The 12,813-nt window shown below is 69.5% G+C and carries 16 protein-coding genes and 1 pseudogene; 3 read left to right on the forward strand and 14 right to left on the reverse strand.

Annotated features, from left to right (window positions below; translation table 11 throughout):
* Window positions 1-2 precede the first annotated feature (2 nt).
* From ABD346_RS31630 to ABD346_RS31640, 3 genes are all read right to left on the reverse strand, one after another.
* Window positions 3-1,781, reverse strand: coding sequence for a B12-binding domain-containing radical SAM protein (locus tag ABD346_RS31630; protein WP_344379524.1), 1,779 nt, complete (start codon window positions 1,779-1,781; stop codon window positions 3-5).
* A 573-nt stretch (window positions 1,782-2,354) separates the two neighbouring features.
* Window positions 2,355-2,927, reverse strand: a complete 573-nt coding sequence (locus tag ABD346_RS31635; RefSeq protein ID WP_344379525.1) for an RNA ligase 1 family protein — start codon at window positions 2,925-2,927, stop codon at window positions 2,355-2,357.
* Window positions 2,928-2,942: 15 nt separating this feature from the next.
* On the reverse strand, window positions 2,943-3,380 hold the full coding sequence (locus ABD346_RS31640) for a hypothetical protein (protein WP_344379526.1): 438 nt from the start codon (window positions 3,378-3,380) through the stop codon (window positions 2,943-2,945).
* Window positions 3,381-3,399: 19 nt separating this feature from the next.
* On the opposite strand from ABD346_RS31640, the gene ABD346_RS31645 reads away from it, so the two are divergent.
* Window positions 3,400-3,645 (forward strand): hypothetical protein, encoded by a 246-nt coding sequence (locus ABD346_RS31645; protein ID WP_344379528.1) that lies wholly within the window; start codon window positions 3,400-3,402, stop codon window positions 3,643-3,645.
* A 154-nt stretch (window positions 3,646-3,799) separates the two neighbouring features.
* Here ABD346_RS31645 and ABD346_RS31650 read toward each other — a convergent pair whose 3' ends face one another.
* From ABD346_RS31650 to ABD346_RS31680, 7 genes and pseudogenes are all read right to left on the reverse strand, one after another.
* Complete coding sequence (locus tag ABD346_RS31650) at window positions 3,800-4,405, reverse strand: SUKH-4 family immunity protein (RefSeq protein WP_344379529.1); 606 nt, start codon at window positions 4,403-4,405, stop codon at window positions 3,800-3,802.
* Between the two features lie 272 nt (window positions 4,406-4,677).
* Window positions 4,678-4,980: a L,D-transpeptidase gene (locus ABD346_RS31655; RefSeq protein WP_344379530.1), complete on the reverse strand. Its 303-nt coding sequence runs from the start codon at window positions 4,978-4,980 to the stop codon at window positions 4,678-4,680.
* Window positions 4,946-5,395, reverse strand: coding sequence for an Ig-like domain-containing protein (locus ABD346_RS31660; RefSeq protein ID WP_344379532.1), 450 nt, complete (start codon window positions 5,393-5,395; stop codon window positions 4,946-4,948). Before ABD346_RS31660 ends, ABD346_RS31655 begins: the two co-directional genes overlap by 35 nt.
* A gap of 76 nt (window positions 5,396-5,471) precedes the next feature.
* Window positions 5,472-5,621, reverse strand: coding sequence for a hypothetical protein (locus ABD346_RS31665; RefSeq protein ID WP_344379533.1), 150 nt, complete (start codon window positions 5,619-5,621; stop codon window positions 5,472-5,474).
* 228 nt (window positions 5,622-5,849) lie between these two features.
* Window positions 5,850-6,656, reverse strand: coding sequence for a class I SAM-dependent methyltransferase (locus ABD346_RS31670; RefSeq protein WP_344379534.1), 807 nt, complete (start codon window positions 6,654-6,656; stop codon window positions 5,850-5,852).
* A 97-nt stretch (window positions 6,657-6,753) separates the two neighbouring features.
* Window positions 6,754-7,667 (reverse strand): annotated as a pseudogene (locus tag ABD346_RS31675) (IS982 family transposase).
* 54 nt (window positions 7,668-7,721) lie between these two features.
* On the reverse strand, window positions 7,722-8,126 hold the full coding sequence (locus ABD346_RS31680) for an SgcJ/EcaC family oxidoreductase (protein WP_344379535.1): 405 nt from the start codon (window positions 8,124-8,126) through the stop codon (window positions 7,722-7,724).
* A gap of 219 nt (window positions 8,127-8,345) precedes the next feature.
* Here ABD346_RS31680 and ABD346_RS31685 point away from each other — a divergent pair, with 219 nt between their 5' ends.
* The gene (locus ABD346_RS31685; RefSeq protein WP_344379536.1) at window positions 8,346-8,492 is read left to right on the forward strand and encodes a hypothetical protein; all 147 of its coding nucleotides are present in this window, start codon (window positions 8,346-8,348) and stop codon (window positions 8,490-8,492) included.
* A gap of 31 nt (window positions 8,493-8,523) precedes the next feature.
* Here the strand turns inward: ABD346_RS31685 and ABD346_RS31690 are convergent, their stop codons facing one another.
* From ABD346_RS31690 to ABD346_RS31705, 4 genes are all read right to left on the reverse strand, one after another.
* On the reverse strand, window positions 8,524-9,369 hold the full coding sequence (locus ABD346_RS31690; RefSeq protein WP_344379537.1) for an SGNH/GDSL hydrolase family protein: 846 nt from the start codon (window positions 9,367-9,369) through the stop codon (window positions 8,524-8,526).
* 141 nt (window positions 9,370-9,510) lie between these two features.
* The gene (locus tag ABD346_RS31695) at window positions 9,511-10,314 is read right to left on the reverse strand and encodes an NAD-dependent epimerase/dehydratase family protein (protein ID WP_344379539.1); all 804 of its coding nucleotides are present in this window, start codon (window positions 10,312-10,314) and stop codon (window positions 9,511-9,513) included.
* A gap of 259 nt (window positions 10,315-10,573) precedes the next feature.
* The gene (locus ABD346_RS31700) at window positions 10,574-10,900 is read right to left on the reverse strand and encodes a plasmid stabilization protein (RefSeq protein ID WP_344379541.1); all 327 of its coding nucleotides are present in this window, start codon (window positions 10,898-10,900) and stop codon (window positions 10,574-10,576) included.
* Window positions 10,901-11,251: 351 nt separating this feature from the next.
* Window positions 11,252-11,890, reverse strand: a complete 639-nt coding sequence (locus tag ABD346_RS31705; protein ID WP_344379542.1) for an endonuclease — start codon at window positions 11,888-11,890, stop codon at window positions 11,252-11,254.
* A 594-nt stretch (window positions 11,891-12,484) separates the two neighbouring features.
* On the opposite strand from ABD346_RS31705, the gene ABD346_RS31710 reads away from it, so the two are divergent.
* The gene (locus tag ABD346_RS31710) at window positions 12,485-12,673 is read left to right on the forward strand and encodes a hypothetical protein (RefSeq protein WP_344379544.1); all 189 of its coding nucleotides are present in this window, start codon (window positions 12,485-12,487) and stop codon (window positions 12,671-12,673) included.
* Window positions 12,674-12,813 lie beyond the last annotated feature (140 nt).

The raw sequence follows: 12,813 nt of genomic DNA on the forward strand, positions 1-12,813 counted from the left end.
CGTCAGGCGTCCACCGGCCAGGTCCCGCGCCGCACCATTTCGGTCACTTTGTCGGCGCCATTGGCCCGCACCAGGAGCTCCAGGCGCATGCGCTCGATGTCCTCGGCGCTCCACTGGTCGGTGGCCATGGTCGCCTTCTCGTGCGACCAGCCGTTGTCGTAGTGGCGTACGACGTAGTCCTTCTGGAAGTCCCACATATTCGTGCCCGGCAGCGGGGTGACGATGAACGGATTGGCGTACGCCATGCCGTGCCCCATGAGCGTCACCGCGTAGTCGATGGTCTTCTCGATCTGCTCCAGCGACTCGATGTACGGTGCGTCCCCCGGCTGCTCGGGCGGGTTGACGAAGCCGAGCATGAAACCGCCGGTGACCTGGATTCCGTACTCGGTGAACATCTCCACGATCTCGCCGGTGGCCCGCTGAATGGCGTTGAGCCGGGGTTTTCCGGACTTCTGCAGACTGTCCTCGTTGGCGCTCTCCACCGCGAGGTAGACGCTGTAGCAGCCGCCCTGGGCCATCGCCCTGATCAGGTCCCGGCAGGTGAGCCCGGAACGCATGGCGGCGAGAACGTTGCGGAAGTTGGGGTTGCGGCGCTCGGCCTCGTCCATGCCGTCCGCGAACTCGGCGCCCAGGTGCAGCAGTACGAGGTTGAACAGGCTGAGTCCGCCCTCTTCGACCCACGGCAGATCGTGCTTGCGCAGGAGCTCGAAGACCCGCATCGCGTACAGCGGGTCGTGCAGCAGATGGTCGTCCTCGATGAGGACCTCGGTCACGCCCTGCTTGGTGATCTCGGCGAGATGCAGGTCGAACCAGTCGGTGCCGAGCGCGCGCCAGGGGCCGTTCACCATCGGGATGTAGCAGAAGTCGCACCCTACGTTGCAGCCGATGGTCGAGAAGATCTGCGCCCAGGAGCCGTGGTCGCGCACCCGCTTGCCCGAGGAGTGGTACGCCTGCTCGTACTGGCGCATGTCCAGCATCCCGAAGTCGGGCAGCGGCATCATGGCGAGCCGCTGGTCCAGGCCCTGCCGCTTGGGCAGGATCCGCATGTACGGCGACATCGCGGAGGTGCGGACCACCGCTCCGTCGGCCCGTCGGTAGGCGATGCCGGGCACGGCGTCGACGTCGCCGCCCTCCTCCGTCAGCGCCTGAAGGAGGGCGGTGAAGGTCTGGTCGGCCTCGTTGATCACGACGTGGTCGAAGGGCGAGTCCGGCACGGCGTACTGCCAGTCGCCGCTGGGGTGGGCGCCGCCCGTGACGGTCACGATCGCCGGGTCGATGTCCTTGACCAGCTCGGCGAGGGCACGCGCGTTGCCCCACTGGACGGTGTAGATGCACTGGACGCCGACGACGTCCGGCTCGAACTCCTCGATGATCGTACGGAGTTGTGCGTCGTCGAGGCCGTAGCGGACCAGGCTGCTGCCGCCGCCGAGGTCGACGAGCCGGCGCTCCTGCTCCCAACCGGCGAAGGGCGAGTCGACGATGCGGACGTCGAACCCGGCGAGCCGGGCGTTCGCGGCTATGCGTAGCAGGCCGATCGGGGTGCCCGCGCGCTTCATGACCTCGAACGTGTCCAGGCCGAGCGCCCGGAAGCTGCTCCTCTCCGGGGAGGGCTCCACGACCCGGGTGTACGAGGGCACGAGGAGCAGTACGCGGGGGGCTTCTCCGCGGGCGAGCCGCCGGGTGCCCGAGGCGGACGTGCGCAGGGAGGGGCGACCCAGGTGCCGCAGCGGCGCGCGTTGGGGGGCGCTGGAGAACTTGACGGAGGGGTTTTCGATGAGCACGGGCGCAGGGGAACCAGTACGCGTCATGAACACTCCACTGTCCGATGCGAAGGGAGATTTGTTCAGAGCGTGACGCCCCCACAAAGTCAGTAAGGGGCTTCACCGGTAAGTGGCGCGAATCAGCGCCTGCGCCGTGCGGGCCGGGCAACAACACGTCCGAAAAGCACACGCCATGTGTCATGACCCCCGCCGAAAAGAACAGGTACGGGCAACTCTGAACAACTCCGTGCGCGATGAGTGATCGACGGCGAATGGCGAGTGCCCATCCGTCAGGAGCGCTTCACCACGACGGGCCTGTCTACAAGTGGCGGCCCCGCGCCGCACTGTCGGCGCCGGGCCCGCCGTGAGGCTCAGCGGGTGCGGATACAGCCGTGCCACCGGTTCACGACATTTTCCGTCCGGCACATCATTCGTATCGCCGTGTTCCCGTTGCGTACGGGCTCTTTCACTGCTTCGTGCCGCCATCAGCCACTGCCGCCACCCCGTTTCGGCGGCGTCCGCCCTCCGCTTGCACGCGCCCGGCGATCACGCCGGACTCATCCCACCGCTCTGACCCCGTCGGACTACGTCGGACTACGTCGGAAAATCCCTCGCCTTGATCTTCGCCATCCGGCCGTCGGAGTGGTGAAAGACCAGGCCTTCCGCACGGTCGACTTCGGCGAGCTTCAAGACGGTTGCTCGGAGTTCCTCGAACGTCCGCCCCGGCAGGGAGATGACGTCGGCTTCGGCGTGCGCGACGAGCCAATGCCCAGGCTTGCCTTCCGGGTTCCCGTTGATCTTCGGGCCGATCAGCTCGTAGGTGCCGGCATGGAACGGCTTCGAGGGGTCGACCAGCCGGTCAACGTTGGCCAGCGCCTCTCCGTGGAACTTCGCGAACGACGACTGCCCGACCGGCTCCCAGCCGACGGTGCGGCCGGTGACGTCGTCCGTGCCGACGGCCCGGAAGGACGGCGGCGCAGTCTTGCCCGGCTTCACCTCGCGCCGCGCCCACCAGGCTTCGCCGTCGAACATGACACAGGTTCCGTCGTACTTCCGCGTGGCCACGCCTTCGCCGGAGGCCACCCACTCGCACCCAGGGGTGACCAGGTCGAGGACGTAACGGCGGTCCTCCGGATCGCGCACGAACAGGGTCGGGATCTTCTGCACGAGGGTTGCTCCTTGTCAGTTCATCGGGCCAGACAGGTTAGACAGATCAGGCAGCAGGGCGCGGATCAATTTCGTCGGGCCGGGCCGCCGGCGTCGACGGTGCCCATCGATTCGACCAAGGACGAACGGATCGCCACCGCACGGACGCCGGCCACGCGGTCCGGGCGGATCGCCGCCGGACGCTGCCTGATCGAGGGCGTGAACCTGATCCGGCACGTCGTGGCCGCCGGAGCCGGCCCGGACTACGTGCTGGACGCGTCCCGTCGGGTGCTCGACGCGGCACGGGGTGCCGTGCTCGGTTGCCGCGTCCGCCGGTTCGCCGATCCGGACGTCAGCATCTACGAGCTGCGCACCAGGATGATTCTGACCATGCTCACCGACCGGATCCGCGCCACCCTCGGGCGGAACCTGACGCTCGCCGCCCATCCCGTCCGGCAGTCCTTCGACGCCCACCCGCGCGTCGCTGACTGCGATGCGCGACCGCAACTACATCAGGACCCGCCAGGACGTCGCCACGATCACTGCCGAGGGAGAGCAGGCCATCGCGTCCCTGTGGGCAGTACAGGAACGCATCGAGGAAGAGCTCTACACCGGCTTCACCTCGGCCGAACGCGAACAGCTGCACGCCCTGCTTCACCGCGTCCAGGGCAACGCGCTGCGCCTCACGGGTGCGACCGAGAGCCAGAACCGCGACCGGAAAGGTCACGAGATTTCGTGATCCCGCTGCGAGGGCGGCACCGCCGACCCGTCGCAGACCGTCTGCGGTCTCGATGTCGCGGGCGGGCGGCAGCCGGCCGGGGAGGGCCGCTGCCGGGAAGTGCGCACGGCCGCACGGACCGGCAGGGGTCGTGCGGCCGATGCTTCACAAGGCGTCAGTCGACGTCCAGGTAATTCTCGCGCAGCTCGTCCACCAGGTTCCGCCAGAATTCGTCCTCCGGGTCCAGGCCCAACTGCTCCAGCAGTTCGGTGAATTCGGCCAACGCCGTCGCGTCGCCGCCGTCGAAGCGCTCCTCGTAACGGGCCAGCAGGGCGAAGGCAGCGATCGCCTGCGGCGCCGAGTCGGCCACGTAGCCCACGTGGCCGGCGGCGTGGTCCCAGCCGTTCGGGTCGTACGCCTCGACCGAGCCCGTGATGCCGTCGACCATGAGGTGCAGCTGGTTGACCAGTCCGACGCAGTAGGCGTAGCTCTCCGGCGGGGTGTCGTCGTCGGGGTAGCGGCGGCCGTAGATCTCGTCCGGGTCCGCCTCCCACAGGCCGTTCTCGGGCAGGTCCTTCCCGTCGAACCCGGTGAAACGGTTCCGCGCGGCGGGGATACCGACCTCCGCGAGGAACGCCCGGGTCCCGGCGTGCTCAAGCCCCTCGGGCAGCGACTCCGCGCTCGGGCGCCACAGGGCGCCAGGACCGAAGCAGGACTCGAGCCACTCGGCGGTGGGGTTCCTGGCGGCGGCGAGAAACTCGGCGTCAACGGTAGCGGTCATGGGTGGATCTCCCCCGGTCGGAACGGTAGTTCAACACGCCGATTCAACAGGAGCTCCTCGCGCAGCGTCGAATGCCGCCGTGGCCGACCACACGGCCGGAACACAGCCACGCAGGCACGCGGACGCTACCCCGCCAGGGATTCGGCGCTGCGGTGCTGCCACTGCTGCCAGGTCTCCTGCCAGTCCTCGAGACCGTTGCCGGGGTCGGTCCTGACCGTACTGCTGGCCCCCTTGACCTCGACGAGGGAGCCGACGGTGAGGAAGTCGTAGACCTACTTGGCGTCGGCGTCGGTCATGCCGAAGCATCCGTGGCTGTTGTTCTCCACGCCGACGGGCTGGTTCCAGGGTGCGGAGTGGAGAAACGTCCCCGAGGCGGTCCTGTGGACGACCCACTTGGCCTTCAGGGACCACTGGTCGCCGAAGCCTATGGTCTGCGAGTCCATGGCCTCGGCCGGGTTCTTGCTGGTGACGGTGTGGGTGCCGCCCCGGGTGGGGGTCTGCGCGGATCCGGCCGAGCCCCGCACCTGGCCGACCTGACGGTCATCGTCGTACAGGGTCAGGGGGTGCGAGGGCATGTCGACGACGGCCCGGTGGGCGGAGCCGACGGTGAAGGAACAGTCGTAGTCGCGGGCGAACCAGCCCCCGTTCCCGGCGTCGAGGCCGTCGAGCGCGCCCCTTCACGGAGACCTTGGTCCCGGCCAGCCAGGGGTCCTTGGGGCGCCAGTCGATCCGGTCCTTGCCCGAGTGGTCCTTCAGCCAGCCCCAACTCCCTTCCACCCGAGGCGCGGTGGTGACCTTCAGCTTCTTCTCGACGGCGGCGCGGTGCGACGTGTCGACCGGGTTGTCGAAGAGCAGGGAAACAGGCACGATCTCGCAGGCACAGCACGCGAGTTGACCGACGAGCTCCGCCTGCGCCACTCCTGCGGCCCGTATTTCATGACCCACCTTCCGGAGACGGCGCCCGTCCGCGGCAAGCCGCCACCACGGCACCCTCGAAGCGACCGCCCCAGCCCCGGAAGGCGGCGCTGCCTTCCTGCTCCCCTGCCGACAGCGTAAGCAGCGGTTCCTACCGTGATCTGACGGGCCGGGAGCGGTGCCCGGGGGTGGGTCTGGCGTCGTGGAGGGCCTCGCGCAAGGCGAACAGCGCGGTCAGGTCGGCCTCCTGCACGAACTCGTCAAGGAGCCGGATCACACAGTGCCCGCGTCCTTCGTCCACGGCCCGGACGATCGCGGCAATCGTTTGGTTCTGGACATCCGAAAGCGAAGCGCTCACCCGCAACTCCCCTTGACGGCCACCCCACAGGCGGGCTCACACGTCCACTTTCCTCTTCCCGCCGAGCGAACCCGCGGGTGTCTGTCCCGCTTTCCCCCGAATGGCGCAGCCCACAGGCCGAGCCCCGATGCCACGAGAGAGGGCAGCGCCCGGCACGGGTGCAGCCTGGGTTCAGGCCGTGCCGCGGAAGACGTACGCCGTCATCGGGGCGGTGACCGGCCCCGGACCCAGACGGGCCGTCATCTCCTCGATGACGGTGGCCCGGACGGCCGCCCCGTCACCGCGCTCCTCGACAGCCGCACGCACCGGCGTCCCGCCGAGGAACCCGAGGGCGACATCGGCGGCCGACGCGGCCCGGCCCTCCAGCGTCAGCTCCCGCTGCTCCTCGACCGTGAACCCGGCCGCCTCCAGGTCGGCGGCCACAACGGCGGGGTCCCCGTAACCGTGCGGGACGGTCGGGAGAAACCCCGGCGGGTCGGCCGGAAACGCCCGCTCAAGACCGGCCTGCACCGCTGCGTCGAAGCCGTGCGTGGCGAGCGGCCCCCAGGTGTTGAACAGAAACCGGCCGCCCGGAGCCAGCACCCGGCGGACGTCGGTGAACGCCGCGATCTTGTCGGGGAAGAACATCACGCCGAACTGGCATACCACCAGGTCGAAACCCCCGTCCGGGAACGGCAGCCGCTGCGCGTCGGCCTGCTGCCACACCGCGCCGGGGGCCCGGGTCGCCCCGAAGGCCACCATGGCCTCGTTCAGGTCGGTCGCCGTCACCTCGGCCGACGGTGCCGCGGCAAGCAGCTCCGAGGTCAACACGCCGGTCCCCGCGGCCAGTTCGAGGATTCGCCGGGGACGGAGTGCCCCGGCCCGGGCGGCCAGGTCCTCGGCGAAGGGCCGGAAGAGCACGGGCACGAGGTACCGCTCATAGGCCGCCGGCATGGACTCCGACCACCGCCGGTCAGCATGGATTCCCGTCACTCTCATGACGCTAGCGGCACGCCGAGAAACCTCCGCCGCGCCGCGCCGCCATGCACCTGGGGAGCGGCGTCCTCCTGTCCTCTAGATGATCGATTCCAAGGGGTCAGCGGTCATAGGCAGTGAGTGAGCAAAGGACGGGCTGTCCGGTGTGGTCGTTGTGCCAGATCGCGGCAGTCAGCGCGAGGACTCGCTGCATGACGCGGGCGACGCCCCCGCCCGGCGTTCGGCCTCGGTGCTGTTCGAGATTGAGTTGGCCTTTGAAGGTCTCGTTGACCGACTCGATGATCTGCCGTAACGGCTTGAACAGCGGCGCTCCGGGCCGCTCCGGCTCGCCCTTGCGGGCCGGCCGGAGCAGCCGGATCTCCTGCTCGGCCAGCTGGTGCTCGAAGTCGCGGCCGAAGTAGTTCTTGTCGCCGATCAGTGTCTGTCCTGGCCGGGCGGCGGTCAGACCTGGTTCGGCGGCGAGCAGGTCCAGCAGGGTCTCGCGTTCGTCTGCTTTGGCCCCCGTCAGGGCGAAGGCGATGGGCAGGCCCTGCAGGGCGCACACCAGGTGCAGGCGCAGGCCCCAGAAGAAGCGGCTGTGGCTGGCGCAGTACCCGTACTCGCCCATCCGGCCAGGTCGGAGTGTTTGACGGTCTCGCGGGAGCGTCCGCACTCCACCGGTGTGGAATCCACGATCCACACGTCGTCGCTCCATACGGAGGTGTCGGCGGCCAGTCCCCGGGTCACCCGCCGCAGCAGCTCGGCGGCCTTGCGCAGGCGCTTGTTGTAGCCGGGCTGCTGGGGCAGGTCGGGGAAGAGATGCCGCAGGTGGTAGCGGGCGTGGCGGAGCCACTTGGCCTCGGAGGTGAAGCCCAGCATGGCCTGCATCATCGCGAGCGTGACCAGCTCGGCATCGGTCAGCTGCGGGCCGATCCCGACCGCCGGACGCCAGGGCGCCAGATGGGGTGAGTCCTTCAGCAGTTCGTCGGTCTTCACATAGAGTGCGGTGGCGAGGGTGTCCAACTCTGTCTTCACCCAATGACGTTGGACGCCCTCCCCTTTTGCGCGCAGCCGATCCGTCCGAATTGATCAGTCGGTGACGACCCCCGTGTTCTGGCAGGCGGTCAGCAACCAGCGGCCGTCGCCCTGCTTGGACATCACGTACAGCGGGGCACCCTCGCTCTCCTCGCCCGGGGTCAGGTAGAGCTGACGAACCTTGACCGCCGCGACGTCCGGGCGAATGAAGAACACGTGGACCACGTCGTAGGTGACCTTGCCGTCCCAGTCCGCCGCGGGGAGAACCTTGCGGGTGAACTCGGAGATCGCGTCGAGGCCTATGAGAACCTTGCCGCCGGCCGTCGTCCAGACCGCGTCGCGGTGGAACAGCGCGAGGAACTCATCGGGGTTCTTGTGCTGCTGTGAGTGCTCGACGGCGGCTACGACCTGTCCGATGGCTTCGATGTCTGCGGCGTACGCCGTGGATTCCGTGTTCATGTGAACCACCGTGCTACCTCAAGCGCGGTAGAGGTCAAGAGGCGATCGACCACCGCCCCCTTGGAATCGATCATCTACGGGCTCGGTCAGCGGGCGGCGGTCAGGGCGAACGGGGTGGGGCGGTAGCGGCTGGAGAGCACCTTCACCTGCGCTGCCACGACACCGTCACCACCGCGAGCGGCCCTGCCCTGCTGGCCGCCGTGCAGTCACAGTCCCCCGGTGTACGGCCGCGCCTGCTCGCCGAAACACCCACCGGCACCGACGACCTGCGGCGCGACCGCGTCGACCTCCGCCCACGGCCTTGACCGCCGGGCCGCCGCCGCGGTCCCCACCCTCGCCGCCGACATCACCGGCATCTCGACCTGAGTGCTCCCGAGCGGCCCCCCTGCCGGGTCCGTCAGGCGTGGCCGGGTCCGGCTGCTGTGGTCAGGGCGGGGAGGTAGCCCTCGCGCTGGCCTTCCTCGGTGGGGTGGTAGGCCACGTCCGCGGTGAGGAGTGACGGAGCGTGGATCCACGGGTCGGCGGAGCAGATCTCGTGCCCGGCGAAGGCAGCCGTGACATCGGCGAAGACGTACCCGTGCGCGCGGGCACGGTCCCTGGTGACGCGGTTGAGGTGATCGGCCGCGGTGTTGAGCACGGACTGCTCCCGCCCCGTCACCGGCCCCATCAGGCAGGCGTCTCGGCTGAACAGGTGCGGGTAGCCGAGCACCACCACCCGGGCATGTGCGGCCTTGGCCTTGACGGCGCGGTAGGCGGCGTCGAGCTTTCCGGGCAGATCGTGGTCCACGGCCTTCTCGGACCGAGCCACGCTCTCCAGGCAGGCGCTCTCGCTGCTCAAGGTGCACGTCCTCATGACATCGGCGAAACCGACATCGTTCCCGCCGACGGTGATGCTGACCAGCGTCGTGCTGCGGTCGAGCCCGGACAGCTGCTGCGCGGTGACGTCGGCGCTGGTCGCCCCTGTACAGGCCGCGAAGTCGAACCGCCCCGGGTGGTGCCCGGCGGCCCACAACGCGGGGTGGGCGAGGGAGCTGCGACGGCAGTCGCCACCGGCGCGACCGGCACCGACGCCCGAGGCGAACGAATCACCCAGGGCCGCATAACCGCCGACAGCGCCGACCCTCCCTGATGGTTCACCGGTGGCGGCGCGCGCGGTCGTGGTGGCCGCGCACGCGAGCAGGAGGGACAACGGGCCTGCGAGCGTCACCGCAAGGCGGTGGCGCAGTCGGGTAGTTCTCGTCATACCTCGTCAACGACGAGGACACGGCCAGGACACTGAGCCCACGAAGCCTCACACAGCCCCCGGCCGACGTGCGGGCGTCATCGCGGGCCGTCTGCCGGAGGTGCCCCTGACGCGGTGGCTGCCCGCACGCTGATAGTCGGGTCAGGGCCGGAGATGGGGGATGGTGAAGTCGGGCAGGGCGTACGGTCCCGCTTGAGGTGCATCCGGGTCGGCCGGGAGGTCGGCTCCGGAAATGTCGCCCGCGTGGAGTTCGGCGTTGTCGACGGGCGTGTAGTCCAGTACCTCCGGATCAGGGAGTGCCCAGAAACGGCGGGTGTTGGCAGAGACGGCGTACACGGTGACGAAGTGGGTGGAGGCCGGAGCGGTCAGAGCGGCTCGGATGTAGCCCATGGCGTCGCGCGGACTGAGCCATGTCGCCAGATGCCGGGACTCGGTGGGAACGGGTTCGAAGCTGCCGATGCGCAAGCTGATGACGGACAGGCCGAACTTGTCGGCATAGAGCTGTCCCAGTGCCTCGACGGCTGCCTTGCTCACCCCGTACAGACCGTCGGGCCGCACGGGCTCCCCCGGCCCCGTCAGGTGCGCGACGGGGTAGAACCCTGTGACACGATTGCTGCTGGCCAGCACCACCCTCTTGATGCCGGTACGCCGCGCCGCCTCCAACACGTGATGGGTGCCGAGCACGTTGGCGTCGAGAAGATCCGCGAGCGGCGCTTCGTCCGGCACACCGCCCAGATGGATCACCTGGTCGGCGCCGGAGAGCGCCGACTCCACGGCGAGCGCGTCACGCAAGTCGACCGTGTGTACATCCTCGTTCTCGGCCTCCCGCCGCAGTGGCACCCGGTCCAGCAGAATCACACGTGTTGCTGTCCGCCGAAGCTCCCTGCGTACGAAGGACCCGATGTTGCCCGCCGCGCCGGTCAGCGCCACCGTCCCCAGACCCACTACGACTCCCCCAGATGATCTCGCCTTCCGTGCCTTCATCCTCGTCGCAGAACTCCCACCGATCAAGCGTCGGCGACGAAGCCAGGTGTGCCCATGAGTGACGGCCACGGCCCGGCTCGCAGAAGCGCCAACAGGTCCGGCAATGGCGCTGGTTGACCTCTGTCACAACGGGGCGTCGTCGGCATGGAGCGCCTCCTTGAGAACGGCACAGGGCCCGGGGCCGCCGAAGCACGCGACGCCCCCGGGCCTGCCCGCTGGCTCAGCTCCCGCCGAGGGCCTGCTTGAGCTGGGCCTTGTCCATGCTGGACCGGCCATGGATGTTGCGGCGCTGCGCTTCCGCGTAGAGCTGGTCGTACGTCGGTCCCTGTGCGCCGCTGTGCGAGCGCCGGCCGCCCCGCTCGGACGAGGACATGTCCTGAATGGAGCTCTTGCTCGCGGTCTTGGACTCGCCGGCGCGGGCCCGTTCCTTGTTGACGGTCCTGGCCGCGATCTCCTTGGCACGCCTGGTGCTCTCGCCGCGCTCCTCGGCGCTCTCCTTGATGTGCTCGTACTGGCGTTCCCGCTTGGAACTCGATCCGCGAGGCATGCTGTCTCCTCCGCCACTCAGTGATGTCCGGCTCACCTTCCACTCTGAGACGCCCCGCACGCCTCTGCACCCCGCCGGTGGCCAATTAAGGCGCACACGCGGCCGACCGAGGGACGCGTTGGTTTTGGGACCAGTCACCCGTAGATGAGACGCGTCGCTGCCGCATGGCGATGAGCGTGGGCCGAACACCGCGGCCGACCGATGCTGGACAGCCTCGCGGAGGGCGCGTTCGCATGGTGCGACCTCGGGACCGCCGGGACGGCATGAGGCGGACCGCCGGGACGGCATGAGGCGCGGCGGGCCGCCCCGCACGTGATCCGGGCCGCCTCCCGCACTCAGGCCCTCGACATGTCACGCGTGGCGTAGTTTCTCCGTCGCCTCGGGTGTGAGGCCGACCCGCACCAGGCCGTCCGCCAGCCGGACCAGCTCGCGTGGCTGGACGAGGTCCGCCAGAGCCTTGGGGGTCCGGGGCAGGCCGAGACCGGCGGCCGTCTTCCGGGCTCGGGCATCGAAGAATGGCCGCACCTCCGGCCAGACCTCCTGGACTTCCCGGCAGAAGATGTCGGCGCCGGTGGGGCCGATTCGCGGTACCTCCCGCAGCAGCTCCCGCATCCGTCCCAGGTCGCCGTCAGCCTGCTTCCGCAGCGCGCGCAGGTCCCCGTGCCAGCGTTCGAGAACAAGTTCGGCGCCGTCGCCCAGTGCGGTGGCCGTGCTCTCGTCGTACCGGCGGTAGTGGGCCCGGCCGAGCGCATCCACCCGGTCCTGCCAGCTGGAATCAGCCATGGCCCGTGGTGTGCGGAACCCGGCGGCGAACAGCTCCCGGGCCGCGGCGAGTGCCGTCTGCGCGCGGATCGGCACCGCGAACAGGACGCAGAGCACCAGCAGTTGGTACAGCGGCGCCGGGGTGTCGCGCAGCCGGATGCCCGCCTCCCCCGCATATGTCTCCCCGTAGGAGTGGAGCACCTGACGTGCCATCTGCTTCGAGTCCATGAGGTCCTCCTAGCGGTTCCACGTGCCCAGTCGCACGCCGGGGGGCGACTGGTACTGGCCGGGCGTCCGCGTCACGCCCCGTGCCGCCACGGCGGTGTCGGAGTCGATGGCGGTGGCGACTCCGGCCCAGGCGGTCGGCCCGCGGGGGTGCCGAGGGGGCGGGCCGAGGGGGCGGGCCGAGGGGTGTGCGGCCGAAGAAATGGCTGACGTGAGGTGTCTCGATCAGGCGGGCCAGCTCCCTCTCACCCCTTTCCTGCGTATACCCAGCGTCCCAGGCAGAACTCAGTCCGTCCCCTCGGCAGTCGCCCTGGCCATAGGCCTCCGACCACGCGCGACGCCGCTTCGCCGAGCAGGACCGTGGCACCCTGCGTCGAGTCCCGCTCCCGCACCGAGCCACGTGGCCGGAGCACTACCTCTCGCTCCCGTCGGGTACGGCGGCTGCCGCCGTGCAGGGTGGCATGGCCGACGGCGTAGGTGGGCCGGCGACGGGAGCGGGGGCGCGGCCGCAGAGGGTTCACCCGAATGCCACGCCAGGGAGCGCGGGGCCCTCAGCCGTGATGGCGTGGAGTGCTGTCCACGGTTTGGAGGACTGTCATGTACGAAATGCACGTCGGCATATCTGTCAGTGGCGTCGGCAAGGTGTGGCATGTAGTGGCTCAGGGCCAGCGCGCCACCCTGTGCGGCCAGCCCCTCGACCTCGACGGGGACGCCCAGACCGACCACCACTGTCTGGCCTGTATGACGGCCTTCCAGCACCTCATGCAAGCGGCCGAACCCGCCTGACCCCGAAGTCCGGCAAACGCCGTGACCGCGATTCCCCGGGTGCGTCACAGGTGCCCCGGATGCAAGGTGGAAGGCAGGGACAGGACCGCACGCCGACCTCGTACGCCCCCTCAGCCCCGACAAGGACGCGCTGTTGCCGC

It is taken from the genome of Streptomyces mauvecolor (assembly GCF_039532965.1).
Lineage (GTDB): Bacteria > Actinomycetota > Actinomycetes > Streptomycetales > Streptomycetaceae > Streptomyces > Streptomyces violascens.

Excerpts from the sequence above, each read along its gene's own strand:
- ABD346_RS31650 (WP_344379529.1), bottom strand. The coding sequence starts at position 4,405 with ATGACCGCTACCGTTGACGCCGAGTTTCTCGCCGCCGCCAGGAACCCC.
- ABD346_RS31700 (WP_344379541.1), bottom strand. The coding sequence starts at position 10,900 with ATGCCTCGCGGATCGAGTTCCAAGCGGGAACGCCAGTACGAGCACATC.
- ABD346_RS31655 (WP_344379530.1), bottom strand. The coding sequence starts at position 4,980 with ATGCCCTCGCACCCCCTGACCCTGTACGACGATGACCGTCAGGTCGGC.
- ABD346_RS31670 (WP_344379534.1), bottom strand. The coding sequence starts at position 6,656 with ATGAGAGTGACGGGAATCCATGCTGACCGGCGGTGGTCGGAGTCCATG.
- ABD346_RS31690 (WP_344379537.1), bottom strand. The coding sequence starts at position 9,369 with ATGACGAGAACTACCCGACTGCGCCACCGCCTTGCGGTGACGCTCGCA.
- ABD346_RS31645 (WP_344379528.1), top strand. The coding sequence starts at position 3,400 with ATGCGCGACCGCAACTACATCAGGACCCGCCAGGACGTCGCCACGATC.
- ABD346_RS31680 (WP_344379535.1), bottom strand. The coding sequence starts at position 8,126 with ATGAACACGGAATCCACGGCGTACGCCGCAGACATCGAAGCCATCGGA.
- ABD346_RS31705 (WP_344379542.1), bottom strand. The coding sequence starts at position 11,890 with ATGGACTCGAAGCAGATGGCACGTCAGGTGCTCCACTCCTACGGGGAG.
- ABD346_RS31710 (WP_344379544.1), top strand. The coding sequence starts at position 12,485 with ATGTACGAAATGCACGTCGGCATATCTGTCAGTGGCGTCGGCAAGGTG.